This is a genomic window from Pseudomonas sp. MYb193 (assembly GCF_002966775.1).
In the GTDB taxonomy this organism is placed as follows: domain Bacteria; phylum Pseudomonadota; class Gammaproteobacteria; order Pseudomonadales; family Pseudomonadaceae; genus Aquipseudomonas; species Aquipseudomonas paracarnis.
Window position 1 is genome coordinate 6,145,601 of sequence record NZ_CP023269.1, and the last position, 24,843, is coordinate 6,170,443.

At 58.0% G+C, this 24,843-nt stretch carries 22 protein-coding genes; 8 read left to right on the forward strand and 14 right to left on the reverse strand.

Features of this window, described 5'->3' with window-relative positions; all coding sequences use genetic code 11:
• Nucleotides 1–39 precede the first annotated feature (39 nt).
• The 8 genes from CLM72_RS28305 to CLM72_RS28340 form a co-directional block, all read right to left on the reverse strand.
• Nucleotides 40–828, reverse strand: coding sequence for a DNA-binding domain-containing protein (locus CLM72_RS28305; RefSeq protein WP_105229025.1), 789 nt, complete (start codon nt 826–828; stop codon nt 40–42).
• Nucleotides 819–1,664 carry a DUF692 domain-containing protein gene (locus CLM72_RS28310; RefSeq protein WP_105229026.1) on the reverse strand — a complete coding sequence of 282 codons (846 nt, stop codon included), beginning with the start codon at nt 1,662–1,664 and terminating at the stop codon, nt 819–821. The genes CLM72_RS28305 and CLM72_RS28310 overlap by 10 nt, the downstream gene beginning before the upstream one ends.
• 67 nt (nt 1,665–1,731) lie before the next feature.
• Nucleotides 1,732–1,983 (reverse strand): hypothetical protein, encoded by a 252-nt coding sequence (locus CLM72_RS28315; RefSeq protein WP_020302041.1) that lies wholly within the window; start codon nt 1,981–1,983, stop codon nt 1,732–1,734.
• 116 nt (nt 1,984–2,099) lie between these two features.
• A complete protein-coding gene (locus CLM72_RS28320; RefSeq protein WP_105229027.1) occupies nt 2,100–3,986 on the reverse strand; it encodes a cation-translocating P-type ATPase in 1,887 nt (628 codons plus the stop codon).
• Nucleotides 3,983–5,017 (reverse strand): protease modulator HflK, encoded by a 1,035-nt coding sequence (hflK, locus tag CLM72_RS28325; protein WP_105229028.1) that lies wholly within the window; start codon nt 5,015–5,017, stop codon nt 3,983–3,985. The genes CLM72_RS28320 and hflK (CLM72_RS28325) overlap by 4 nt, the downstream gene beginning before the upstream one ends.
• Nucleotides 5,014–6,009: a protease modulator HflC gene (hflC, locus tag CLM72_RS28330; protein WP_168220206.1), complete on the reverse strand. Its 996-nt coding sequence runs from the start codon at nt 6,007–6,009 to the stop codon at nt 5,014–5,016. Before hflC ends, hflK (CLM72_RS28325) begins: the two co-directional genes overlap by 4 nt.
• 9 nt (nt 6,010–6,018) lie before the next feature.
• Complete coding sequence (gene hflK, locus CLM72_RS28335; RefSeq protein ID WP_105229197.1) at nt 6,019–7,944, reverse strand: protease modulator HflK; 1,926 nt, start codon at nt 7,942–7,944, stop codon at nt 6,019–6,021.
• Nucleotides 7,945–8,078: 134 nt separating this feature from the next.
• A complete protein-coding gene (locus CLM72_RS28340; protein WP_158688701.1) occupies nt 8,079–10,601 on the reverse strand; it encodes an RHS repeat-associated core domain-containing protein in 2,523 nt (840 codons plus the stop codon).
• Between the two features lie 434 nt (nt 10,602–11,035).
• On the opposite strand from CLM72_RS28340, the gene CLM72_RS28345 reads away from it, so the two are divergent.
• Genes CLM72_RS28345 through CLM72_RS28370 form a run of 6 tightly spaced genes read left to right on the forward strand, consistent with a single transcriptional unit; the run spans nt 11,036 to nt 16,713 of the window.
• Nucleotides 11,036–11,656 carry a CDP-alcohol phosphatidyltransferase family protein gene (locus CLM72_RS28345; RefSeq protein ID WP_105229031.1) on the forward strand — a complete coding sequence of 207 codons (621 nt, stop codon included), beginning with the start codon at nt 11,036–11,038 and terminating at the stop codon, nt 11,654–11,656.
• A gap of 10 nt (nt 11,657–11,666) precedes the next feature.
• Nucleotides 11,667–13,415, forward strand: coding sequence for a bifunctional alpha/beta hydrolase/class I SAM-dependent methyltransferase (locus CLM72_RS28350; protein ID WP_105229032.1), 1,749 nt, complete (start codon nt 11,667–11,669; stop codon nt 13,413–13,415).
• 2 nt (nt 13,416–13,417) lie between these two features.
• A complete protein-coding gene (locus CLM72_RS28355; RefSeq protein ID WP_105229033.1) occupies nt 13,418–14,716 on the forward strand; it encodes a phosphatase PAP2/dual specificity phosphatase family protein in 1,299 nt (432 codons plus the stop codon).
• Nucleotides 14,706–15,149, forward strand: coding sequence for a hypothetical protein (locus CLM72_RS28360; RefSeq protein ID WP_105229034.1), 444 nt, complete (start codon nt 14,706–14,708; stop codon nt 15,147–15,149). Before CLM72_RS28355 ends, CLM72_RS28360 begins: the two co-directional genes overlap by 11 nt.
• Nucleotides 15,150–15,158: 9 nt before the next feature.
• Complete coding sequence (locus CLM72_RS28365; RefSeq protein WP_105229035.1) at nt 15,159–15,779, forward strand: 1-acyl-sn-glycerol-3-phosphate acyltransferase; 621 nt, start codon at nt 15,159–15,161, stop codon at nt 15,777–15,779.
• Nucleotide 15,780: 1 nt separating this feature from the next.
• Nucleotides 15,781–16,713: a phosphatidate cytidylyltransferase gene (locus CLM72_RS28370; RefSeq protein WP_014720583.1), complete on the forward strand. Its 933-nt coding sequence runs from the start codon at nt 15,781–15,783 to the stop codon at nt 16,711–16,713.
• 1,258 nt (nt 16,714–17,971) lie between these two features.
• On the opposite strand, the gene CLM72_RS28375 is transcribed toward CLM72_RS28370, so the two are convergent.
• From CLM72_RS28375 to CLM72_RS28390, 4 genes are all read right to left on the reverse strand, one after another.
• Nucleotides 17,972–18,598 carry a DUF6338 family protein gene (locus CLM72_RS28375; protein WP_046070192.1) on the reverse strand — a complete coding sequence of 209 codons (627 nt, stop codon included), beginning with the start codon at nt 18,596–18,598 and terminating at the stop codon, nt 17,972–17,974.
• A 552-nt stretch (nt 18,599–19,150) separates the two neighbouring features.
• On the reverse strand, nt 19,151–19,945 hold the full coding sequence (locus CLM72_RS28380) for an SIR2 family protein (protein WP_105229036.1): 795 nt from the start codon (nt 19,943–19,945) through the stop codon (nt 19,151–19,153).
• Nucleotides 19,942–20,502, reverse strand: coding sequence for a non-canonical purine NTP pyrophosphatase (locus tag CLM72_RS28385; protein WP_046070194.1), 561 nt, complete (start codon nt 20,500–20,502; stop codon nt 19,942–19,944). The genes CLM72_RS28380 and CLM72_RS28385 overlap by 4 nt, the downstream gene beginning before the upstream one ends.
• Nucleotides 20,499–21,548 (reverse strand): adenosine deaminase, encoded by a 1,050-nt coding sequence (locus tag CLM72_RS28390; protein WP_105229037.1) that lies wholly within the window; start codon nt 21,546–21,548, stop codon nt 20,499–20,501. Before CLM72_RS28390 ends, CLM72_RS28385 begins: the two co-directional genes overlap by 4 nt.
• Before the next feature lie 263 nt (nt 21,549–21,811).
• On the opposite strand from CLM72_RS28390, the gene CLM72_RS28395 reads away from it, so the two are divergent.
• Together CLM72_RS28395 and CLM72_RS28400 are read left to right on the forward strand one after the other, a co-directional pair.
• Nucleotides 21,812–22,147 (forward strand): hypothetical protein, encoded by a 336-nt coding sequence (locus CLM72_RS28395; RefSeq protein WP_105229038.1) that lies wholly within the window; start codon nt 21,812–21,814, stop codon nt 22,145–22,147.
• Between the two features lie 9 nt (nt 22,148–22,156).
• The gene (locus tag CLM72_RS28400) at nt 22,157–22,840 is read left to right on the forward strand and encodes a GNAT family N-acetyltransferase (RefSeq protein ID WP_105229039.1); all 684 of its coding nucleotides are present in this window, start codon (nt 22,157–22,159) and stop codon (nt 22,838–22,840) included.
• Nucleotides 22,841–22,953: 113 nt separating this feature from the next.
• Here the strand turns inward: CLM72_RS28400 and CLM72_RS28405 are convergent, their stop codons facing one another.
• Entirely contained in the window at nt 22,954–23,463 is a 510-nt protein-coding gene (locus CLM72_RS28405; protein ID WP_105229040.1) for a hypothetical protein, read from the reverse strand.
• An 85-nt stretch (nt 23,464–23,548) separates the two neighbouring features.
• Nucleotides 23,549–24,811, reverse strand: coding sequence for a YiiX/YebB-like N1pC/P60 family cysteine hydrolase (locus CLM72_RS28410; protein ID WP_256595256.1), 1,263 nt, complete (start codon nt 24,809–24,811; stop codon nt 23,549–23,551).
• Nucleotides 24,812–24,843: the final 32 nt, after the last annotated feature.

The following is a 24,843-nucleotide window of genomic DNA, read 5'->3' on the forward strand; positions in this document are numbered from 1 at the left end:
CAAACAAAGTAGGAAGCTATCGAATGAATAGCCCCCCTTCTATGGCGCTCGGCGCTCGAGCAAACCTTCCTGGACCCACTGTTTCAGCCAAGTGGCCGCTTGCAGCGACGCCCCCTCTGCATAAGTGACCGCGACCTCAGTACACAGTTCTGAAAAATTCCAACCCATGGTCACCATGCCCGAGAGTGCACACGCTTCAGCGGCTTCCAGGCTGCGGTAGTGGCAGCGGTTCTGGTTGCGCCACACCAGGCAGATTTGCGCCGGGTCCAGCACCTGGCTGCCGGGGAAGTCTGATTCATCCTTACTGGCTCGCCAAATCGCCACTGTGTTGAAACGGCAAAGCAGTTGCTGCACCGAAGGCGCCAGCGCAACCTGCAGGGTGGGCCAGTCTTCAGGCGCCAAATGCGCCATGTCATTCAAGGTCAGCGGCTCCCCTTCGGCGGCGTCAAACGCCAAGGTGAATGCCCACTCCAGGCGTGCCAACTCAGCCAAAGGCGCACTTTGCGCTGCCATCAGATGCTCAACGATAAACATCGCAAAGCGCTCGCCCAACCAGCGCACACTGTAATGGGCCGACGGATAACGGCGGATGTAGGCCTCGGTCAGTGAGCAAAACTGCTCATCTCCCAGCCAATACCAGATGGCACCGAAGTCATGGCGCAGCACCTCTTGCAGTCGCGACAGATAGGCGTTGTGGTAAATCGCCAGGCCGGTGTCCACATCCAACGTCGGCCCTCCCAGCAAGGTGGCGGCAAAGCCGCTGTTGGCCGCGGGCGCTTCGGATAATAGATGCTGTTCAAATGCCAACTGCCAGTCGATCAGGCGCATAACGCTCTCCGGGCCAAGGCGCTGGCACCCAGTTCACGGGCTTTGCTCAACTCGGTGAGCAACTCTTCAAAGGGTGGAAAATGGTCATCGCGTTCCAGCAACGTCGACACTGGGCCCAGATGTTCAAGGGTTTGCTGATACAGCGCCCACACCGGGTCGCACACGGGATGGTCATGGGTATCGACCACATAGTCGCCATAGTCCATATGCCCCGCTAAATGCAGCTGGCGAATGCTTTCGGGTGGCAGGTTGCGAATGAACGTCCAGGCATCAAAGCCATGGTTACGTGCGCTGACGTAGACGTTGTTGACGTCCAGCAGCAATTGGCAGCCGCTCAGGTGGGCCAAGGCGTTGAGGAACTCCCACTCGGTGAATTCATCCGCCTTGGAACGCACGTAGCTGGAGACATTTTCCAGCACCAGCGGGCGCTGCAAGACGTCCTGCACCTGACGCACACGGCCGGCCACGTGGTAGAGACTTTCTTCGGTGTAAGGCAGGGGCAGCAAGTCATGTAACTGGTGCGCGCTGCCGCGGCTCCAGCACAGGTGATCGGAAATCCACGCCGGCTGAATGCGCTCTGCGAGCTGTTTGATGTGGTTCAGGTAATCCATATCGAGGGCATGTGGCCCGCCGATGGACAACGACACACCGTGCATCACCAAGGGGTAACGTTCGGCTATCGCATCCAGGTAGTACAAGGCCTTGCCGCCCTGCACCAAGTAATTCTCGGAGATCACTTCGAACCAATCCACGGCCGGCGACTGTTCAAGGATCTGATGGTAGTACTCACTGCGTAAACCCAGGCCGTAACCCAGACTTGGAAGGGACGCGGACATGACTCACTCCTGGGCAAAGTGTCCGCAGCGGTGGCAGGCAGCCGCCGCGGTTGCACGTGTTTGCCGGTTACTCGCCGACTGTACCGCCAGCGGCATCACAGGCCGATTTGGTCATGGCCTTGAAGCCCATCCCTTTGCACTCGCCCTGGCCCTTGCACGCGTGGTCCTTGGTTTTGCAGTCGTTCATGCCTTTGCAGGAGGTCACGCCGTAGCAGTGAACGGTAGCGTCTGCCGCTTGTACCTGGGTGGCCACACCCGCGAACAGAGAAGCAGCGGCCATTGCGAGGGCGGCACCAGCAGCAGCGGATTTAATGCTCATTGTTGTATTCCTCATGATCAGTAGTGGAGCCGGTCCGAACGGATTGTTCAGTCTCGACACAGCACTAGAGTGAGGCCTCCTGTCGGCGTTACAGCCGTGAGCAAATATTTCTGAAATTATTCGTCGAGTTTCAACAGCGGCTCCTGGAAGCGCAGTAAACGCCCGGCGTTCCCCAATACCAGCAAGGTGCTGAGGTTATGCAGCACCGCCGCGATCATCGCGCCCGCCGCCCCCAGCCAGCCAAATGCGGCGAACACCACAATGGCCAGTGTCCAGCCCAAGCCAATGATCACATTGACCTGCAACGTCTGCCGACACTGGCGACTCAAGCGCACACAGGTGCCCAGGCGGCGCAAGTCGCTGCCGATCAACACCACGTCCGCCGAGGCCAGGGCGATGTCCGCACCGCCCGCGCCCATGGCCACGCCAACCACGCCGGCCTTGAGCGCCAGGGAGTCGTTGATGCCATCGCCCACCACCATTGGCCTGAAGCCACTGCTGATTTCGCCCAGCACGCGGTTGAGCTTGTCTTCCGGCAGCGCTTGGGCTTCGACATCACTGATGCCCACGTCCAGCGCCAGGCTGTCGGCCACGCTTTGGCGGTCGCCGGTCAGCAGCAGTTGGCGGCCCAGGCCCAAGTCACGCAGCTCTTGCAGGGCCTGGCGCGCTTCGGGTTTGACGCTGTCGGCCAACAGCAGCCAGGCGAGGAACTCGCCGTTCAACGCCAGCCCGGCAATCGGGCCATCATGGGTGGGCACGGCGGTGGTGACGATGCCCAACTGTTCAAACAACTCCGGCCGTCCCAGCGCCGCTTCGCCCTGCTCTGTCTGGGCGACCACGCCCAGGCCCTGACGCTCGCGGATGTCGCTAAGCACCCGCATCTGCTCCTGGGTCGCCAACCCCGCCAACGCTCGGCTGACCGGGTGACTGCTTGCCGAACCGAGGCTGGCCGCCAGGTTCAGCAGCTTTTGGCGATCCGGCGCGCGTGTCTCGATGGACTGCAAGCGCAGGGTGCCAAAGGTCAGGGTGCCGGTCTTGTCGACCACCAGCGATGTCAGGTCGGCGAGTTCTTCCAGGAACGCCGAGCTGCGAATCAGGATGCCATGGCGCGCCGCCACGGCGATCCCGGCAATCGCCGTGGCCGGTGCCGACAACACCAAGGCACAGGGACACGCTGCCACGAGCACCGCGAGCATCGCCTGAGCGTCATTGGTGACAAACCAGGTGACGGCCGCCAGCAGCAATACCAGCACCATGTAGCTGCCGGCGTAGCGCTCCAGCAGCCGGGTGATCGGCGGCTTGGAACGCTCGGCGTTTTGCATCAGCGCAATGACTTTGCCCAACGTCGATTCGTTACCGGTACGCGTAACCTCAAGGCGCAGCAGACCATCGAGGTTGATCGCCCCACCAAACACCTGCACGCCCACGCTGGCTTCCAACGGCACCGACTCGCCGGTGATCGGCGCCGTGTCCAGGCTCGCCTGGCCGGACAACACCACGCCATCGGCCGGCACGCGGTCGCCGGCACGCACTTCGACGATATCGCCGGTGTTCAAGGTGCCGTTATCCACTTCGGTGATGGTCCCGTCCGCCTGCACCAGGCGTGCGTGGCTGCGGGTGAGTTTGCCCAGGGCACGGATCGCTTCCTGGGAGCCAATCACGCTACGCTCTTCCAGCACATGGCCAAAGATCATGATGATCGGTAACAACGCGGCGGTGAGCAGATCACCGGTGGCCCAGGCGCCGAGCATAGCCAGGGCGATCAATTGGTCGGTGATGCCGTGCAGGCTCGGAAAGCGCAGGCTGTACCAGGCTGAACGCATCACCGGCACCGCCACCAACAGCGAAGCCACGCCCAGCAGCAGCTGGCTGACGCCGCTCTGGTCCGGCGCGAGCCAGCGCCACACCAGGCCCAGCACGAGCAAGCCCAGGGCAAGCATCGCCAAGGTCAATTGCCGGGCAGCGCTGCGCTGTTCGGCAGAGGTCAGCATGGGTGCGCTCATTGTTCGGCTCCCTGGATGATCAAGCGGGAGTCGTCTTTGGGATCGACGGTGGTCACTGAACCGGCCTGGCCAAGAATCTTCGGCAAGCGTTCACGGTACAGGCGCAACAGCAAACCGGGGTCTTTGACCTGGGCCAGGCTGGCAACGGTAGCGGTCTGCGCCTGGGCATTGGCCAAGCGCTCGCTGGCCTGGGCATGGGCGACTTGCACCTGGCGGTCAGCCTCCTGGTTGGCGGTCTGGGTGAGTTTTTCCGCTTCAGTACGGGCGTTGGCCACGGCTTTATCAGCCTGCTGGCTGGCGGTCAGTACCGCGTTGAACGCATTCACCGCAGGCCCAGGCAGGCTCGATTGCACATCGACGCGGGTGGCTTCGATACCCAGCCCCAAGCCGCTGGCCGCCAACTCCGCCAGGCGTTTATTAATGCCTTGCACCAGGTCGCCGCGCAGCCGCTCACGGCGTTCGGCGGCGCCATTGTCGCTGCCGATCAGTTCCGGGCGGGCTACCAGGATGGTGTCCAGATCCCGCGCAGCGGTGAGGGCCACGGCGCTGCGTGTCACCAGCCGATCCAGGGCCGGCAGTACGTGGTCGCCCTGCAACACAAAGGCGTAGGGTTCGGTCACCTTGTAGAACACCCGCACGTCCAACTGCACCACCCCGGCATCGCCGGTCAGCAGGTAGCCGGAACCGGCCAGGGCATCGCTCAAGGGCATGGCGAAACTGGCCACGCGATCGGCCTGCAGCGCCGCATCGGAACGCAGCAGGTTTTCCACCCGGCGTTCGATCACCCGGTCGGCCGCTGGCAGCAGGACGACTTGTTCGAAAGGCTGCGGCCAAGCCAGCAACAATCCGGCGTTCTGAATGCGATCGAGGGCACCAAAATGCAGGACCACGGCGCGATTCTGCGGGTCGATCTGGCGCACATTGGAAAAGGCCCAGGCCAACGCCGCCAATACGGTGACCGCGTACAGTGCCAGGAACGTCAGGCGCCCGGCCTGGATCCACGGGCTGTCCGGGCTGTCACGCTCGCTCATGGCTGCAGGTCCTTGGGCCCATCCACCAGGGCGCGAAAAGGTGCGGCGTCGGTGCGCAGGATGATCTTGGTCCCCGGCGTGACCACCGTGCCCAAGGTATCCAGCGAACGCAGCAGGTTGTACAGCTGCGGATTGCCAGCGTAGGCGCGGCCATAAATCTGCGCGGCTTCAACCCGCGACTGCGCTTCGATGTCGGCGGCTTTCACGGTGGCATCGGCCTGCATGATGCGCGCATCACGCTCGGCAGCGGAGCGGATCTGCGCCGCTTCGCGCTTGCCCACGGCGGTGCGTTCGGTGGCGATGGTTTCACGCTCGGCGCGCATGCGGTCAACCGTGGCGGTGAGGGTCACCGATGGCAACGTCAAACGCTCGATACCGACCTGCGCCACGCGCACACCATAGGTGGTGAGCAATTGTTGATCAATCTGCTGGCGCAACTGCGCCTCAAAATCGGCGATGCGCACTTGGCTGGCGTCGGTATTGATCAAGCTGGACAGGTCAAAGCTGGCTGCCGTGGTTTCCAACGCGGAGCCGACGAAGGTACGAATCTGCCGCGCCGCCTCATCAGGCTGATTCTGCACCGCACGCATAAAACGCTGCACGTTGTCGGCATCGCCCTGCACCTGCCACGCCACGTAGGCCTGCACGATAATCCGCAGGCCATCGCGGGTGCCCACATCCTGCAAGCCGCTGGACGTGGTGCGCAGGCGCAGGTCCACCGGGATCGCCGCTTCGAACGGTGCCGGCCAGCGCCAGCCCAGGCCCGGCTCCAGCAGCACGCGCGCGGGGTTGCCGAAGCGGGTAATCACCGTGGCCTCGCCGGAACGCACTTGCACCAGGCTCGCCGCTGCCACGGCAAACAGCACCAGCAACACCGCCCACGCCATGCGCCGCCAGGGAAAAGGCCCGGCCGCCTGCTCATCGCCGTGATGGTGATGGTGGTGGCCGTGATGGTGGTGATGACCATGATCGTGGGAATGAGCGCTCAACAGACGAACTCCTTATTGAACGGCTTTGCGCGGCACCGACGGGTCGGCGGGCAAGGTAAAAGAACGCAGATCGATCGTCGGCGCGCTGTCGGCGCCCAAGCGATGATCCAGAATAAGCAGCTTGGCCTGGGCCAGGCCTTGGCTCAGTTGGCCCAGGTACTGTTCCAGCACGAAGGCTTGGCCCGCAGCGGCGTAGGCTTTTTGTTCGGCGGCAAAGCGCAGGTTCGCTGCTTGGGCACCGGCATTCACCTCGCGGGCACTCGCCTGGGCCTGATCGCTGGCGGTGCTGGCTTGAAGCAGCGCCTGGTTGGTCTGCTCGCTGGCCGCACCGCGTTCACGGGCGATCAGCGCCTGGGCGCCGATCTGCGCGGCTTGCACACCGTGGTACGCGTTGGCGGCACCGGCCGGCGGATGGATCGCCTCGACCACCGTGGCGAGGATTTCCACACCGCTGTCGAGGGTTTGCAGGTCGGCTTGCACGCTGCGACCAATCTCGTCGGCGAGGCTGGTGCGCTCTTCGCCGAGTAATTCATCCAGGGTGCGCGAGGCAAAATCGTGCACCAGGATGCGGCTGGCGGTGCTGCGTATCAGGGTCGGGATATCCGCGCTGTTATAGGTGGCGGCAAGCGCAGCCTGATCAGTGAGGCCGATGCGGTAGACAAAACGCACGTCCATATTGACGATCTGGAAGCCCTGCTTGTCGCCGCTGCTGCTGGCAATCACCTGGGATTTATCATTCACATGGCTGGCGTCCCACAGGCGATTGGCAATCAACGGCGCCGGGCCTTCGGCTGCGGCCAGCTCCGGTGTGGCGGCTTCGCTGACGCTGGTCGCCAGCTCATGCACCACGCCGTTTTCAACATTCAGTACGCGGCCCAACGGCCACGGCAAACCCGCATGCAGGCCGGGGCCGAACACCTCGACCGGTTTACCAAAACGCTCATAAATCCCGCGGCCTTGCAGGGGCACTTCATGCACACCGGTCAGCGCCCAACCTACCGCCAGCACCACCAGCAGCACCGGGAAAAACGCTCGGCGCATATAGGTAAAGGCCCAGATCTGGCGCAGGTCGATGCCAAAGCGGTTGTGCAATTCATGCTGCAACGCCAGCAGGGGCTGCGGCGGCCAACGCAGCAGGCCAGCAATGAAACTCTGCGCCATCAAGCGCGGTTCGAGGCGCGGCTGGCGCGGGCTGAACAGCGAGAGCACGCCCCGGAGCAGGAATTCCAGCGCTACCAGCGCCGGCAGGAGCCCGATGAAGGTGGCCAGGCGCAGCGGCCAGACCGACTCCGCATTGGCAAACAGCAGGCAGATCGCGCTGAGCACCAGGCAGATAATTGCCATCCGGCTCAATTGCGCCAACTGTGAGGCTTCCGGCCATTGGGCAGCGGTTTCCTGGGCCAGGCGGCGTTCGAATACCAGCAGGCCAAACGCCAGGGCCAAAGCGAGCGCTGCGCCAATACTTGCCGATTGCCCGATGGCAGCAGCGGGCAAGCCCAGGTTCCAGAACTGCAGGATGCTGACCAGCGCCAGCAACGACCAGCCGCCCAACCACAGCACCGGTGCGCCAATCTGCGCCAACAGGCCGTTGCCGAACCGGTTGATCAGGCTCTTATGCCAGGGTGTGGGCTCGATGGATTGTTCGACCGCTTCACCGCGCGGCACTTCCAGCGCCTGGGCACGCCAATCGGCCACCCACCAGGCCGACTGCAAGCCGGCCACCAGCAGCAGCAAGGCCGACGCGCAGTTGATCAATACCACCGGCCAGATCGACACGGGTGCAAACAACGCTACGAACAGCGCCAATATCCAACCACTGAGAGCCAGGGTTGTCAGGCCTATACCGGCCTGGCGCAATCGACGGGCGTGGAACAGCCCCTGCTGAAAACGCGCGAGGCCTTCAACCGAAGCCCCGTCAGCCTCTAGATCCACTTGCATCTGCTCAACGCCCATTTGCACACAATTCGTTACGATATAACACGAAGCGTGAAATTTTTGTTCTCAACCCCGTTCGCACATTTAGGTCGAGGAGCACTCGCAAAATATCCGTCGGCTGTCCGGCCTTCACAGAGTTACCTCAGGGCACGTCGGGCACTGCTACCTTGAATGACTCTACGCATGTTTCGCCAAACACGATGGGCAACCCGTGAGACAGGGTTGCGCGCCGCACGGCGCAAGTCTCGCTCTACTGCTCGAGTCAAAGCCTCCAGGGACGGGCTCCTAACCATCGGAGCGGGTTCGGGAACAGGCTGAGGCTCGACATGAACCTCTATGATGTCAACGTCCGCCCCCAGTTGATAATCGTAAACTTCCTGTCGCGTGATACCCGTAGCACGCAGGCCGAAAGCAGTCATGATTCTCTGAGTTGAACGGCCATTGCCCTCACTGGCCAGAAACCGCTCCAGCATGCCTTCCTGCTGCTGCGTAGCAAGCAGAGCCTCATTGTTTTGAACGTTCCAGCGCACAATGGCTTGCGGTAAAACACCGTAAAAATTGTTATGCCTTGAAATCATTTCATACTGATGCCAGGTAACGTCGGTAGCATTGGGCCCCTCTACTGGCGCACGGTAGTTTTCCATCAAGCGCCAGCGGCCGGGCAAGAATTCGTTTCTGAACCGATACCTGCCTGGGATTGAAGCAGACGTGTAAGTAGACTCAACGCGGTGCTCGCCATACATACGGTGAGTCATGCTCCTCTCCACGGCGTCCCGGCGCTCGGCGGCGACGTGAGCATCCACGTCACGACGCCGGAATGTCTCTGGATTCTGTCGATAAGCCGGAACATGGGCACTGGAGGAATTATCCGAATAGTCGTCGGCGACTTCCGGAGCCCTGCCATCGTGGTCTCGATACCGGAGCGGATTATTTCGGACCATTCGATACAGGTTCAGCCCATCGATTTCGCCCGAGGGATCCGGGTTGATCCAGCGCATCAGCCATGGCGCATAGTAACGCGAACCGTAATAGTACAATCCGGTCGCATCCCGCTCTTGGCCTGAATAACGGATGGTCTTGCCATTAACATGAGTCTGACTTCTGGCCGCCCACCACGCCGTACCACCGAAGGGGTAATACCCCTCATGACTGATCACGTCGCCATATTCATCGAGTTCCAACGCAACGCTGCCCAGATGGTCATCAACGTTGTAGCGCCACTGTGGGACAGGTAGTCTCTTGCGACCGTTCGCTCGCCAGTTTAACCGTCGAACTTGACTGCGCCCTAACGCCACGCTGATGACATGCAGGACTTCTCCCGTCGCCGTATCGCTGTGTATCTCCAAACCCGGCAGATACATGACCTGGGCCACATGCTCAACAGACTTTGCCTGCCACACTCGTACCTTGCGTCCACGCTGCCCAGTGCCATGGTAGAAATACCGTTCGTTATCCGCAGGCCCCGCCTTGCGCAGCACCTGGGTGACTTGGTGCAATTGATTACGGGCGTCCCATGTCATCCTCTGCGCGCCGTCCAACATCAACAAATTGCCGTTTGCATCAAACCCATTGGCTAAATCCGGTGGATTCATCTCATCGGCCATGTACATGCTTCGATTACTACGCTCGGCTGTCTTCATCATGCGCAAGGGTTCGCTGCCATGCTTGAGCGTGATTAGATTTCCGCCGAGGTCATAGGTATAAACCTGCGTGTAGTTACGCAACCGACTCGCGTCACCTCCTCCTGGTAGTACAACGCCGGGCAGGCCAGGCTGAATGCCAGCCAGGACGCTTTCCCGTCCGGTGGCCTCAATCAAATGGTAAAGCGTGTCGTAGCGATAAGTGCTAACGGGGACAATTCTTTGAGAATCAAACCATTGGGTTGGTTGTGCCCGGTCCTCCAAGCATTGCAGGTTACCCACGGGGTCCCACTGATAATGTAGGTCCTGGAGTACTTTATCCTGCCGGATTGTGTTCAGTCGTAGTAGTCGCCCACTGCGGGCGTCGTAGCCGGGCTGGGAAATGACACCATTACCCGCCAGTTGGGATTCGACTTGACCACAAGCGTTATAGCGGACCGCGCTGAGCAGCAATTGCTCCGGTTTTCCATCCTCAGTCAGACTGGATTGAACCAGTTCACCCGCCACGTTGTAGCAATGGCTCTGCACATTCGCCAACGCATCGGTTTGGCGGAGCAACTGATTCAACGCATCGTGATGCCATTGCGTGAGATACCGCATTGCCGCGCCTTGGTGATCTGTCTCCAATAACGCGTCGCGCTCATCCAACGACTCAGGCCAATCCGCGGGTACCAATGCCTTGAGAAACTGTTGAGTCTGGCCTGCAACGTGCCCCAGCAAACCGTAATCGACAAAAACCTGGCTGCCGACCCCATCGTCATGCCGAACCAGCCGACCGCAACGATTGCCCATTTCAGTCGATGATCCGTACGTCAGCCGCTCGACGAAGGTCTGGAGAGTGGTCGCTGACTCTTCGCTCACACTAACCTGACGTATTTGGGAGTCATAGCACACGCGCCGGACAGTACCCCGCCCATCCCAACTATGCAGCGTTTGAGCTGCGTCGCCCACAAGGTTGACACGCCAGCCCGCATCTACGCTTTCAACACGCAACAGCTGGCCCGACAGACTATGGGTCATAACTTGGTTGGGCTCCCCTGTTTCACCACCCGTTGCCCACAATCGCGTGTCCCATTGTGCATGCACTCGACCAAGGACATCGCGCGAATACCTTTCGGTACGTGCCTGCAGTGCCTCGTCTAATGTCTGTCGGTGATACGCAACGACCGCTACTTGCAACCTACGCGCGTCTGTCACCCTCAGAGTCGGTGTCTGTCGGTGCAAAGTCGAAGACATTTGCGACCCTCTGCGTGTGTAGAGATGTAACTATAGACACGAACTCGATCACCTGCTGTTGAGGCCCCATAGGACGCTCCCACAAGCGGTGATTGATTATGCTCAAGAGCGTGACTAATCCCCCCTATAAACACGAGCCATCACTGGTGTCGGCTGCGATTAGTCGGCACACTTCAGACAGTTTTTCGCGGGTTCACGGACAAGGAAGCGCCCCCCCCATGATTTCCATCTACCAACTCAAGCCGCGTTTTCAAAACCTGCTGCGGCCTCTCGTGCAGCGCCTTTATGACAACGGCACCACCGCCAACCAGATCACCGTGCTGGCCGGGGTTGTTTCCCTGCTGGTGGGGCTGTTGATCGCGAGCTTTGCCCAACACCTCTGGCTGTTTGCACTGATCCCGCTGTGGATGATTGTGCGCATGGCGCTCAATGCCATCGATGGCATGCTGGCCCGGGAATTCGGCCAACAGTCGCGCCTCGGTGCTTACCTCAATGAATTGTGCGATGTGATCGCCGACAGTGCGCTGATCCTGCCCTTTGCATTGGTCCCCGATGTGAGCCTGGCGCCGGTGCTGCTGGTGACGCTGCTTGCGGTATTCAGCGAATACGCCGGGGTGCTGGGGCCGATGGTGGGCGCGTCGCGCCGTTATGACGGGCCCATGGGCAAGAGTGATCGGGCGTTCGTGCTCGGGGTGCTGGCCACGGGCGTGGCGCTGGGCTGGCTCGGCGCCGGTTGGGTGGAGGCGGTGATGTGGCTGGTCGCCGCCCTGCTCGCCTATACCTTGGTCAACCGGGTGCGTCAGGGCCTCAAAGAACAACAATCTCTCCCTTCTGCATAAGGATTTTGCGATGCGCGAACAGCAACAGCACACCTTCAGTACCCATGATGGCGTCGAGCTTTTCTATCGGCACTGGCCGGCCATGGCAGGTGTCGGGCCGCGCAAGGCGATCCTGTTGTTCCATCGCGGCCATGAGCACTCGGGGCGTATTGCCCACCTGGTGGATGAACTGGGCCTGCCTGAATTCGACTTCTTCGCCTGGGATGCCCGTGGCCACGGCCAATCCCCCGGAGAACGTGGCGACAGCCCCAGCTTCGCCACCAGTGCCCGCGATGTTCAGACCTTCTGTGACCACGTCGGTGCCACCTACGGCATCGAAGAGCAAAACCTCGCCGTGATCGCCCAAAGCGTCGGCGCGGTGATCGCAGCTACCTGGGTCCACGATTACGCGCCGAAGATCCGCGCCCTGGTGCTCGCCTCGCCGGCCTTCAAGGTCAAGCTGTACGTGCCCTTCGCCCGCCCTGGGCTGGCCTTGATGCGCAAGTTCAAGGGCAACTTTTTCGTCAACAGCTACGTCAAGGCCAAGTTCCTCAGCCACGACCCGCAGCGCGTGGCGTCCTACGACAGCGACCCATTGATCACCAAGGCCATTTCGGTAAATGTGCTGTTGGGCCTGTACGAAGCGGCCGACCGAGTTGTAGCCGATGCCCAGGCGATCCAGGTGCCGACCCAACTGCTGATCTCCGGCTCCGATTTCGTGGTGCATCGTAAACCCCAGCAGCAGTTTTTCGACCGTCTCGGCAGCCTGAAAAAAGAGCTGCATATCCTCCCCGGCTTCTTCCACGACACCCTCGGTGAACGCGATCGCGCCGTGGCCGTGAACAGCGCCAAGCGCTTTATTCTGCAGAACTTCACCCACCCTCTGGATCGCGCCTCTCTGCTGGATGCCGACAAACTTGGCGCCACATGCGCCGAATCCGAATCCCTTGCCGCACCGCTGCCACGCAACTCCCTGCGCGACCTGTACTGGCGCATGACCCGCGCGAGTATGGGCTTGGGCAAAAATCTGTCGGATGGGGTGAAGCTGGGCTTTGACACCGGCTTTGACTCCGGCAGCACCCTGGACTACGTGTACCGCAACAAACCCACTGGCAAAGGCGCGCTGGGGCGGATGATCGACGCCAACTACCTCAACTCCATCGGCTGGCGCGGTATTCGCCAACGCAAGTTGAACGTCGAGGAACTGCTGCGCCTAGCGATGGCCAAGCTGGGTGAGGATGATCGCCAAGTACGCATTGTCGATATCGCCGCCGGCCACGGCCGTTACATTCTGGAGGCCCTGCAAGGCGTATCGCCGTTGCCGGAATCGATCCTGCTGCGCGACTACAGCGACATCAACGTGCGCGACGGTGGCGCGCTGATTCGCGAAAAGGGTTTGGGGGACATCGCCCAATTCGTCAAAGGCGATGCGTTCGACCGCGCTGACCTGGCCGCCCTGGACCCCAAGCCGACCCTGGCCGTGGTATCCGGCCTGTACGAATTGTTCGCCGATAACGCCATGGTCGGCGGTTCACTGGCGGGCCTGGCCGAAGCCGTGGAGCCAGGTGGTTACCTGGTCTACACCGGCCAACCGTGGCACCCGCAGTTGGAGCTGATTGCCCGTGCGCTCACCAGCCACCGTCAGGGCCAAGCTTGGGTGATGCGCCGGCGCAGCCAGGCGGAAATGGACCAACTCGTCGAAGCAGCGGGCTTTCGCAAGATCACCCAGCGCGTGGATGAGTGGGGCATTTTCACCGTGTCCCTGGCACAGAAGATCTGAACATGCGCGAACCCGGTTTATTGAAACCTGCGGTGCTTTGGCTGCTGCTGTTGGCGCCGCTGTTTTTCAGCACCTATGGCTTTGCCACCTGGGTCACCAGCCAGCGCAGCGACGTCGGCACGCTGGTGTTCGGCTGGGAAACACGCATGCCATTCTGGGCCTGGACCATCGTACCCTATTGGTCCATCGACCTGCTTTACGGCTTCTCGTTGCTGCTACCCAACACGCGTCATGAGCTCAAACAGCATGCGCTGCGCCTGCTGAGTGCGCAGGTGATAGCCGTGAGTTGCTTCCTGATCTGGCCACTGCGCTTCACGTTTGAGCGGCCGGAACTGGACGGTGTGTTCGGTTGGTTGTTTGCGGTGCTGGCCGGTTTTGACAAGCCCTTCAACCAGGCGCCTTCGTTGCATATCGCGCTGCTGGTGATCCTGTGGGTCATGTACCAACGGCATACTCAAGGATTTTGGCGTTGGGTGGTGCATGGCTGGTTCGCGCTGATCGGGGTTTCGGTGCTGACCACTTATCAACATCACTTTATCGACTTACCCACAGGCGCCCTCGCGGGGTGGTTGTGCGTGTGGTTATGGCCGGTGGAGCACCCGAGCCCCTTACTGAATGCACAGCTGACGCGGGATAACCAACGATGGCGGCTAGGGATACGCTATGGGCTGGGCGCAGTGATACTGACAGTGCTGGCCTGCGTATGCGGTGGCGCTTGGCTATGGCTGCTATGGCCGGCGGTTTCTCTGGGGTTGATCACGGCCAACTACCTCGTACTCGGCGCATCGGGCTTTCAAAAACGTGAGGATGGCCACCTTACGTCTGCGGCACGCTGGTTATATGCACCTTATCTGGCGGGCGCCTGGATCAATTCGCGGCTGTGGACGCGCAAACATCCTCAGGCCGATCCGATTGTGGATAACGTCTGGCTCGGGCGTATTCCTGCCACCCGCGAGCTGGGTTCATTCAAGGCCATTGTGGACTTATGCGCCGAACTGCCGATTAATCCACAGGGCCGTGCTTACGCCTGCGTGCCCGTGCTGGACCTGATCGCTCCAACCCCCGACGAATGCTTGAAAGCGGCCCACACCATTGAACGCCTGCAAGCGAGCGGCCCCCTGTTGGTGTGCTGTGCCCTCGGTTACTCACGCAGCGCCACCGCCATCGCCGCCTGGCTGTTGAACACGGGGCGAGCCACCACGGTTGAGCAAGCGCTGGCTATTATTCGTACAGCGCGGGCCGATGTGGTCCTGCACCCCGAACACCGTCAAGCATTGGAGGGTTTGCCAAATGCCTGCTGATATGGAACTCCAGATTGTCGCCAGCCTGTTGCGCCGTGGCCGATCACTGGATCAGTTATCCACAGGACTGACGCTGCTCGGCGTGCTGTTCGGCCTCGCCCAGCTGCTGTTGGCCAGCATTTCCACCATTTGTCTGCTGTTGGCCCTGTGGATGATCGTGCTGGGCCTGCTGCAAAAGTATTGGGCGCTGCGGGTGGCCTTCGACGCCGACCTGTTCGCCCTGCTCGCTCGCGACACCACCCGCACGCCAGACCTGGACCAGGCCCTGCAAACCCTTGGCCTGCAATCGCCCAAACGAGCCGGTCGGCCATGGACTGAACGCCGTCGCGGCGCCCTCAAACTGCTGCGTAAACAAGCCTGGCTGCTGGGCGCGCAAGCGCTGTTGACCCTGGGCATCATTCTCGCCAGCCCTTGGCTACCCTTCGCCGGATAAGGAATTCCCATGTTCGAACCCGTGGTCGCCACGCTGATTACTTCCATGGCCCGCACCGTCACTGGCGCCCGCAGCCTGTGGCTGGGGTGCGCGCCGGTCCCGGTGCAGCGGATCTACTTCGCCAACCACAGCAGCCACGGCGACTTCGTCCTGGTGTGGGCATCACTGCCGCAGAACCTGCGCAAATTCACACGCCCGGTGGCCGGCAGTGATTACTGGAACAAGAGTGCGCTGCGCCGCTACATCATCAATCGAGTGTTCAATGGCGTGCTGATCGACCGTGAGCGCAAGGACCCTGTGAACAACCCATTGCAGCCCATGCTTGCGGCGTTGGAGGGCGGCGATTCGCTGATCATTTTTCCCGAAGGCACGCGCAATCTGGAGGATGGCTTGCTGCCGTTCAAAAGCGGTTTGTACCACCTGGCAAAGAGTTACCCACAGGCCGAGCTGGTCCCTGTGTGGATAGCCAACCTGAACCGGGTTATGCCCAAGGGCCGCGTATTGCCACTGCCCTTGTTATGCACCACCAGCTTCGGTGCCCCCCTGCAACTGGAAGAAGGCGAAGACAAAGCCGACTTCCTTGCCCGCAGCCGCGACGCCCTGCTCGCCCTTGCCCCGGAGCATTCCTGAGATGGATAGCCAAACCCTGATGTTATTTGGCGGCATCGGCGCGATCCTGGTCATCGCCTCGCTGATCGGCCTGATCCTCAAGCTGCGCACCCGTGGCAGCCCGAATGCCGTGATCGACAACCTCAACGCCCGCATCAACGCCTGGTGGGTGATGGTGGTGGTGATCGGCATCGCGTTTTGGCTCGGCACCGGCGCGGTGATCCTGCTGTTCTACGCGGTGTCGTTCTACGCCCTGCGCGAATTCCTCACCCTCACGCCCACCCGGCGCAGCGACTACCCGGCCCTGGTGGCCGCGTTCTACCTGGCCCTGCCGCTGCAATACCTGCTGATCTACGCCGACTGGTATGGGCTGTTCTCGATCTTCATTCCGGTGTACGTGTTCCTCCTGCTGCCGATCCTCGCCTCCCTGGGCGGCGACAGTACGCACTTTCTGGAACGTGCATCGAAGGTGCAATGGGGGTTGATGATCGCCGTGTTCTGCGTGTCTTTCGTCCCGGCACTACTGACCTTGGACATACCGGGCTACGAAGGCCGTAACCTGCTGCTTATTGCCTATCTGGTGATCGTGGTGCAACTGTCGGACGTATTGCAGTACGTGTGCGGCAAGCTGTTCGGCAAACACAAGATCGCGCCCAACCTGTCGCCTTCGAAGACGGTGGAAGGCTTTGTCGGCGGGATTCTGCTGTCCTCCTTGATCGGCGCGGCGCTGTGGTGGACCACACCGTTCAATCCCTGGCAGTCGTTCCTGATCGCGCTGCTGATCAACTTGCTGGGCTTTGCCGGCGGGATTGTGATGTCGGCGATCAAGCGTGACCGCGGCGTAAAAGACTGGGGGCACATGATCGAAGGGCACGGCGGGATGCTGGATCGGCTGGATTCGGTGTGCTTTGCGGCGCCGATCTTCTTTCATCTCGTGCGCTACTGGTGGACCTGACCCACCCCTTTCTCAAACCCGATGGAGCTCCCACAGGATCTGCGCTTAACTGAAATAGCCAACCTTGAATTGAGCGAATTCAAAATACAAAAAAGGGGCTGTTTAAAACAGCCCCTTTTGATCCTACGGAATAAAGTCTGTCGAATCGAGCCCAGCAATTACTGGGATTAGCCGACGGGCTAATCAGAAATAAAGTCTGTCGCATCCCGCATTTTTTGAGGCCTCACCGTGTGACCTACTAAATAAAGTCTGTCGGAATTACGCAACCATATGATTTTAATGAATTTTAACAACATAAATTGACTACTGACGCGTGTAACTCACGCACAGTGAGAATGATGATCGAGACGTGCTTGGGGCCTGACCTGCCAGACCCCAGGACCACCCGGTCCACAACCAATGCAGATTTTGCCGTTCCGTCGACGCTATTATCCGCGCATCCACGTCGATCAGTTCTCCCGCGGCCCTTCACTCGGAGCATCGCATCCAGCCGGCCGGCCGGCCGAACCAGATGAGCATCTTTAGACGAAGCCAGTCTCAGCCGTGCATAGCTCCGCAAACTTCCAACTCCGCAGCCTCCAGCACAGCGCGTGGATCTTCTGTTAAAACACTTTTCGGCTGACGACCTCCCAGGCAGCCGTCACTCGACCCAAACCAAAATGCCATACCCCAACCGTCCTTCTGAGAACCAAGGACGGACCGCAGATCATCGTGAACGGTAATCTGCGGATAAAAGGTACTGCCCGCTGCCAGTACCACTCTGGATCCTGGGAAACTCTCATAACCACAACATCAGCAAGTCAAGAAAGCTTTACGGTTGCTTCGGAGGGGGCGCGACAGGCTTGGCCACTGCTTGCGAAGTCGGTCTTTGGGGAACATAGCCGTTAGTTTGCAAACCATCCTGCACGGGAGCTGGCTTACCATTTTCATTTTTGTCAGTCATTTCCTATACCTTCCTCAAGGATTTTTTGGTGGAGGAGCTACCGATTTACTTTCGCTGGTGGGTTTTGGAGAGTATCCATCCCTAAACTCTTGCCGTCCGCCATCACCTGATCCGCTTGTACCGCCGTTCTTTTGCTTGTCTGACATTAATAGTCGCTCCGCTGTCTAAAGATTATCTGGAATTTACTCAACAAACCTTTATGGATTTTTAGGTGGTGGTGCTGGCGCACGCTCGCTTGTTGGAATAGGCATATAACCGTTACTTACGCGACCGGTATCGCGCTTTTTGGAAGGAGGGGCAACTCTTTCAGATGAGTCATTTTTCTTGTTCGACATTTTCATTTTCCTCAGCGTCTTTGAGGTTGAAGAGCTCAAGTGTAGCTATTTCTTTGGCAAGTATGATGATACCGGCGGAGTCATTTCTCTTTCGTTCGAATCCCCCTCCCTCGCTCAAAACCCATGCCTCTTCGAGGTATATCTGCTCCGGTGCCGGACTGCTCGAAGCAAAAGACTTTGTGTCGAAGCGGCCCGCGATTTGACGTCCGTCAACCAAGGTCACTATCACCCAATAGCGACCTCGCTGGCTGAACACAAAATCCCAAGGTTTTCCCGTGGGGTGCGCAAGCGATCGTTGCAGCAGCTGGGTTTTGCGAAGCCATAGAAAGGCCCATGCCCAAGCAATCGGAGCAACCAGCACTACAAGGATGTAAAACAACACATAAAGCGTTGGATAGGATGCTCTGAGGTTGAAGTTCTCTACTGCGTAAATCGGCCCCAATAGCAGCGCGTAGTTGATAGAGCTATAGGCGACGGCGTCTATTAATTGTTGCGCTGAGTCTTTGACTTGCGTCGGCTGAAGAAGCGCGTACATCTTCAGGCTGATGAATCCGGGAACGACGAAAGCGATGAAATAGAAAAGCTTGTTGGCTGCCCAAATATCCATATCAGTCCTTTTTAATTGGGTTCTGTTGTCGTCGTCAGAAGTCGGTCAATGCAAGCTGAGCAGATATTGCCCTATCAGCGTCCCTGCTAGCATGATTAGGTCTGATAAAAACTCATTTCGCAGGCCTTGCGCTGTTGGCGCTGATACGATTTTGACCCAGGCTGCTGAATTTGACTGACCCAAACATACCCTTTTAAATCCCGCGCGAGGTCTTCGTTTGCTGAGTTTTCGGGTGGGTCAACGAAGTCCGGCAGACTGGGTCAAAATCGTATCAGCGCCAACAGCCATGGCTGTCAGGCGGGAACTCAAAAAGGCAGCGCTCGAACGCCACTTCGAGCTCAACCCGTTCGACTAATGTGCAGCCCTTGCGAAGCCCCCACCAAGAGTGTTCGCGGAGCCGCTACTTATAGAATTGGTCATTGCTAAGCCGTCTGCTATGCGTCTGTCAGCTTCAACGCGCCATGCCTGGAAGCGCTGCTGACGTACACGGCTTTCATCCACATTCCTATGCAGTTTCCGCTGATGAGACCGAAATCGCGACCGCCAATTCTCTCAGCTCACCAATTCCTGAAGAAAATTCGTGAGCGCTTTCTTTGGATCATCCTCTTCCGAAACGATCATCTCTATTCCCCATTGCCCCAGCACTTCCTGAGCAACAGGGTTCGGCCGATTCGTGAATACATATGACTTTGGTCTGGCGGATGGTAATACGGAGCGCCCCCACATCTCCGTCAGTCGGTAAAACAGAAGTCGAATATTGATGTCCGAAATGCTGTATCCGATGAAGAGAACAGAGTTCCCCAAGACATCGTTGCTGAGCTTGATGTCCAGCGGAGATTCATAATTCAATCGCTGAAAGTAACTTGTTTCGTCAAGAACGATTGATGACTCGTCATCGAAATCTCCATGGAATTTTACGATCTGACGCCGGCCCTCAGCGGCAGATACTAGGTCGGCAACGCTTGCAATCTTGTCGTATGGTACCTCGAACTTGTCGTGGGCCATTTCCAGCCATCGATCATAGTTGGTGGTGTAGATCCGTGAAAATCGTCCGAGGGTAATCAGTCGATGGATTTCGGACGTGGAGATATCTGTACTGTGCTTGTGCCATTCGCGATCCATCCAGCTCCGAAGCGGCCCAAGAGTACCTTTTTTCCTCTTGTAATACTCCGCAAGTGCAAGCGGTGTTCCGTAAGTGGAGAAGATTTTCGGATCGTATCCCAAGTCCTGAGCAATGCGTGCGATAAGCTCGCCCCAAGTAGGCAGGCTTAGATTGGCAGACACCCCAGCACCTACAAAAAGCATCAGTTTGCCGGTGCGGTGCGCGCGTAGCAACTCAGCGTTCATTTTACGCCCTCACAAGTTTTGAGATATTCGGCGAACTGATCGAGTGCTTTGCGGCGCATGGAAATAGCGTCCTTGGCCGGTCCCATCTCAGCGAAAGTTTGGGTGTGCCCGTTCGGGACGAAAACGCAGTCCCATTGAAAGTCAGTTGGACCGGCCGGTACAAGAGGCACAGTTCCCTCGATGGAGCCTTCGAACAGGTGAATCTGGCGCCCATCACAATACCCGAGCACTGTTTTTGCGGTCACTGCTGCATCTTCGAGACCCGCTACAAGCTTGACGAATCGCTCTGCCTCCAGCTTGTCCCAGAATATCTGGGTTAGGCCCGCAGGAAGTCCATTGAGACCGCTCAGGTAAAGCCCTGTGTGCTCGACGAAAAGCGGGCGACCTATAGCCTCAAATGCCTTGGTCAACTTGTCCCGCACTAAGCGGTGGACATCCTCGGTTTGCAGTTCTTCAATTTTCCGAGACACCGACACTACTTCCACTCCGATAGGGGAAAGAATTCGCTGCACCTCGTTGACCTTGTGCTGATTTCCGGACATGAAACGGATTTTCAATTTAGACCCTCTATGAATGAGTACCGCTTCGCGACGTCGAACTGTTCGGAAATATCACTGGCGGAGAGTCCCTCGGCCATCGCCGTCGCATGATCATCTGCGAGGCCTCGCTGATGAATCGCTGGGTTGTCCGAGCAAATTACAAAAGGAACCTGGTGGCGCCGAAACTCCAACAGAGGATGGGCCTCGTCGACAGGAACAGCTCCGGTGAGCCTGTTGCTGATTGGGCATACTTCGATGCAAATATCCTCTCGTGCCAGGAGATCTAGCAGGTGAGGATCCTTGCTAGCAGCTGTTCCATGGCCAATACGATCTGCGCCAAACAACTCCACGGCTGACCGAACGTTTTCCACGCGACCAGTTTCGCCCGCATGAATGGTGATCCCGAGTCCGAATCGATCCTTCGCCTTCCGAAATAGCGACGGTAATTCGGCTGGATACGCAATCTCCTCATCGCCCGCCAGATCTAGCCCCACCACATCATCCGGTTCACCGAGATCTTGGTAGGCCTGTAGAAGGGTAGCTAGGCCTACCAAACTGTAATCGCCGCGTGTCACCGTGAGGACCAAGCCGAGACGCATACCGAAGCCGTCGGATGCAGCTCTATAAGATTCTAAAAGGCGCTCCAAGGCTTGAGCGGGCGAGCAATTTTGCAGAGCTGCAAGATATAAAACGCTGCTTCGGAGTTCTACAAAGCGCACGTTGTTCTGCGCGAGGTTCGCGACGACAGCCAAGGAAAGGCGATCCAGGTTCTCGCGTCTTTTGGGGAAGAGCCGCAACACCTGCCAAGGGGTCAGGTATGACGCCAGCGACTGACACGGTGTGTGTCGCAACATGTCCCGCTCAATCAGGAAGCCAGACGGCAGCTCAGTTAATTCATCCGTAAAAATGTCTTGGATCGTCGATATCGGGATGGCTCCGTTCATGTGTACATGCAGTTCAGCACGATCGCGCTCGCTAGGTTCCAACACCAAGCTCTCGTGTGCAATCTCATGGCCATTGACCCCATTTGGCGTCGTTGCTAGATCCATCTGGCACTGATTCAAGCGCTATCCTTTGTCGTTGTAATGAGCCTAGTTTTACACCGCCCGACTGCGTTTCTGTTTACGATAATCTCAAAAGCCATCCTGTGTACCAGTTGGTCAGGTAGATCGTCTAGTGTCGCTGGCTCAACATTTTTTACGGCTACGGCTTGCAAAGGCGCCTACCGATTCATAGCACCATCGCAAGGTCATGTTGTAGGCTGCTTTTTTAAACAAGACAGCGATGACTAATTGGCCAGCTGTCTATGAAGTGAAATGGAGTAGTGATGTCTCGATTTGCATTTGGCAGCATTTTCACGACACTGGATGATGACGAGATCGAAGATCAGAAAGGCTACGGATTCTTCGATTGGCAGGCTCATGGCGCCGTAGGTTACGATGAAGAGTTGGCGACCTATTTCGCGAATTTGGACGGTAGCTGGGGAATTGGTACGGTATACCAAGAGCTTCCCACTATAGCCGACCTGCAGCGCCGACTGGTCGAAGCTTTTCAGGGGGTGGAACTTCCGTTCAACCGAGTAGGGCTTGAGCGGCTGGCTCAAGGTGTCGAAGACAGTCCAACGATCCTGACCTCATCCCAAGCCGCATCCAAAAGATCTTAAAGGAATAAGATGTCCATCGTTTTGTATCACCAAGCATGCCCAGACAAGTCCGCCGTTGATCAGGTTTTGAAACTTGCCGCATCTTTTTGCACTGACCTGAGGCTGGACGCGATTCCTGCCAGCAACGCGTTCTATAGCCTTTACCAGTGGGCGCTCGTACGTGAGGTCGAGTTGTACATCGAGCGAATCGGATACGCTAATGCCCCAGTCGAACTGCTCTTGGCTTTTGACGAATTGACGCGAGATGAGGTCGTTGGGTTTCTACTCTACCTTCCGGTGATGAGGCAGACCGACGCTTGCGGTGTTTGCTACATGGCTGTGAAGAGTACTCATCAAGGGCGTAGGATTGGGAAAAACCTGCTAGTCGCGATGCTTGATCGCTATCCTCATGCTGAATTGACTTGCTCAGTCTCAAATGTAGAGTTTTACGAGAGTATGGGGTTTAGCGTGGTTGGCACTCACAGCTCTCAAGTCGCGATGAGTACCAGCACACAAGAGGCTACTGAGGGAGAGATATTGCTCATAGATTCGAGATCGATCCTCGGATCACCTGAGGCGCGGAAACGTCAAATGGAACTGGAGCAGCGTTGGGGTAAAAAAGAGATGCGCTACGCCATACAGCAATTTGAACGCCATGTGTCCAAGCGGGTTCTTCAAGCCGATAATTTTGTGAAAGAACGGCTTGGGAGGTAGAAAGGGCTAAGCACGCCGGCAGGGACTACGGACCCGTCCAGTCGGATACCTGCCAATGCTTTCTAGCACTGGTTAAATGGCAAAGGGTAGTTGGTATTGACTGCTTATTAACACTACACTTTTATATCTTCGTGTCTTACGCCTCTAAGGTTGCAATCCATTAGGCCTTGATAAGGTCCGGAGTAGCCTGTTATCACGAAGTAACCCCTCAGCCTTATAAACCCTCGCTGCGAGCAAAAAAAACAGCTTCCTTCTACGTGGGATATGTGGACGTTAAACTGTGTGCCGGTGCATTTGAAAACTGAAGGACTTTCTCCTACCTCAAGTTCTTCAAAGCAATCCTCAAAAGCTACAAAGTAAGGGGCCGTACTTTCAGTTTCGCCTCGAAAACCGTTTTCATCCATCGTGAGGTCAAGGAACACGATGCCCTCATCGTTGCTAGCTATGAAATTTGAAAGCTTTTTGTAATCCGCAATGGAGGATATAACACCTTCGTATTTAGGCTTACCTCGCTTACAAAATTTTTCGCCTCTGATTCGATACCAAATGCTCTTTATGTAAGGTGTAGCTATTTTTCCGAAAATTCTACCGAAAGTACCGGCTATCACGCTAAAAATTTCCATATTTCCGCTCTTGAGCTTGTTTGAGTATCTTCTGTTGGCGCTGATTGAAAACTGACTCACGTGCTGACATGAAATTACTCCACGGCTAGAAAGTCCTCATTGGTTCGTCAATGGAGCGGATATGAAAGCAGTCATCGCAAAGTCGACACGTTCCAGGTCCAGCCGGTGGAACACTCAAGAGGACATAATCGCAGACTGGCTCGTCTGCACAGACAGTGCACACATCCAAACTTCCGGCTACCCGGATGGCCGCTTCCGTCATCGCAGCCTGCTTTGGGTCCCACTCACGCAGCGAAGCGAACCATTCCGGCGTGTGCGGACGAAGCAGCGGGCGAGGCTCCGGCTTAAGCAGCCCCTTACGCTCAAGCCAAGTAGTTGCTGCCCTAATGCGACGATCATGTAGCTGTGTCAAAAGCTCGTAAAGCTTTATCTTCAGAGCGAAATATTGGCGCGGATGCAATGCGTTCACGGTCACATAGCCCGCATGGTTCAGGACAAAACGGTTTTGACCTAACTTCTCGCTTGCCAGCAGCTCTTCACAATATCTCTGCTTGTGCTCCGCCGAGCTTTTGTATCCCTCCATGAAGGCGACGTGATACTGCCAAGCATTCCTTTCAAACTCATCCTTCCACAGTTCCAGATACCTTGAAGCTCTCAGAGCTTTTACTAGGTGATCATCTGCCTCCTGATGGTCCACTAGGTATGCATCAATGTCGTTGAGTGATTCAATCTCAGAGGACAGCATTCGGGCTTCCCGAAGCAAAGCATTGGTTGAATCCCGCATAACCTGCACGTGGTCAACATTTTCACGCCAGCCAGCCTCTTCTTCCGCATTGAGATCTCTCAGTACATTCGGAACCTCAAAAAGCGCCGCGCTATTCAGTAACTCCCCTGGATGGCAAAAGTCAGCATCCGGGACTAGGTTCGCCCCTGCCCTGTGATAAGCCTGCGCGACCAATCGCGAGCAGAACTGCCTCCGACCGGCCACAAAACCAGCCAATACACTCTTGGCGGCGCCGATCTTGGTGTATCGAGTACCAACCGCAGCTCTGGCGAAGGCGATAATAGAGTGCAGTTGATCAGTAGTCAGGGGCGCAACCGGACGAAGAACATGACCAGCGCAGCCTGGCTCAAGTATCAGACGGTCGAGATTGCGTGCATGTACACCGTCACCAGTAGAATCGATCACACTCGACTTCCCCACACAAATCATAGCGTGAGAGATGTCCGCACCAATGGCCTTACGGATCGTTTTGCTCATGGGGTCGGGCGTGGTTGTCAGGATAATATCGCCGAGCTGGATGACGTCGGAGACGAACACCCGCGGCCTCAGTTCCAGTTCATTCATCTCGCCTTCCATATTGAATATTGCTCCTGTGC

Coding starts and splice junctions, on each gene's coding strand:
- CLM72_RS28305 (WP_105229025.1), bottom strand. CDS start 828: ATGCGCCTGATCGACTGGCAGTTGGCATTTGAACAGCATCTATTATCC.
- CLM72_RS28310 (WP_105229026.1), bottom strand. CDS start 1,664: ATGTCCGCGTCCCTTCCAAGTCTGGGTTACGGCCTGGGTTTACGCAGT.
- CLM72_RS28315 (WP_020302041.1), bottom strand. CDS start 1,983: ATGAGCATTAAATCCGCTGCTGCTGGTGCCGCCCTCGCAATGGCCGCT.
- CLM72_RS28320 (WP_105229027.1), bottom strand. CDS start 3,986: ATGAGCGCACCCATGCTGACCTCTGCCGAACAGCGCAGCGCTGCCCGG.
- hflK (WP_105229028.1), bottom strand. CDS start 5,017: ATGAGCGAGCGTGACAGCCCGGACAGCCCGTGGATCCAGGCCGGGCGC.
- hflK (WP_105229197.1), bottom strand. CDS start 7,944: ATGCAAGTGGATCTAGAGGCTGACGGGGCTTCGGTTGAAGGCCTCGCG.
- CLM72_RS28340 (WP_158688701.1), bottom strand. CDS start 10,601: ATGACCCATAGTCTGTCGGGCCAGCTGTTGCGTGTTGAAAGCGTAGAT.
- CLM72_RS28345 (WP_105229031.1), top strand. CDS start 11,036: ATGATTTCCATCTACCAACTCAAGCCGCGTTTTCAAAACCTGCTGCGG.
- CLM72_RS28350 (WP_105229032.1), top strand. CDS start 11,667: ATGCGCGAACAGCAACAGCACACCTTCAGTACCCATGATGGCGTCGAG.
- CLM72_RS28355 (WP_105229033.1), top strand. CDS start 13,418: ATGCGCGAACCCGGTTTATTGAAACCTGCGGTGCTTTGGCTGCTGCTG.
- CLM72_RS28360 (WP_105229034.1), top strand. CDS start 14,706: ATGCCTGCTGATATGGAACTCCAGATTGTCGCCAGCCTGTTGCGCCGT.
- CLM72_RS28365 (WP_105229035.1), top strand. CDS start 15,159: ATGTTCGAACCCGTGGTCGCCACGCTGATTACTTCCATGGCCCGCACC.
- CLM72_RS28370 (WP_014720583.1), top strand. CDS start 15,781: ATGGATAGCCAAACCCTGATGTTATTTGGCGGCATCGGCGCGATCCTG.
- CLM72_RS28375 (WP_046070192.1), bottom strand. CDS start 18,598: ATGGATATTTGGGCAGCCAACAAGCTTTTCTATTTCATCGCTTTCGTC.
- CLM72_RS28380 (WP_105229036.1), bottom strand. CDS start 19,945: ATGAACGCTGAGTTGCTACGCGCGCACCGCACCGGCAAACTGATGCTT.
- CLM72_RS28395 (WP_105229038.1), top strand. CDS start 21,812: ATGTCTCGATTTGCATTTGGCAGCATTTTCACGACACTGGATGATGAC.
- CLM72_RS28400 (WP_105229039.1), top strand. CDS start 22,157: ATGTCCATCGTTTTGTATCACCAAGCATGCCCAGACAAGTCCGCCGTT.
- CLM72_RS28405 (WP_105229040.1), bottom strand. CDS start 23,463: ATGGAAATTTTTAGCGTGATAGCCGGTACTTTCGGTAGAATTTTCGGA.
- CLM72_RS28410 (WP_256595256.1), bottom strand. CDS start 24,811: ATGAATGAACTGGAACTGAGGCCGCGGGTGTTCGTCTCCGACGTCATC.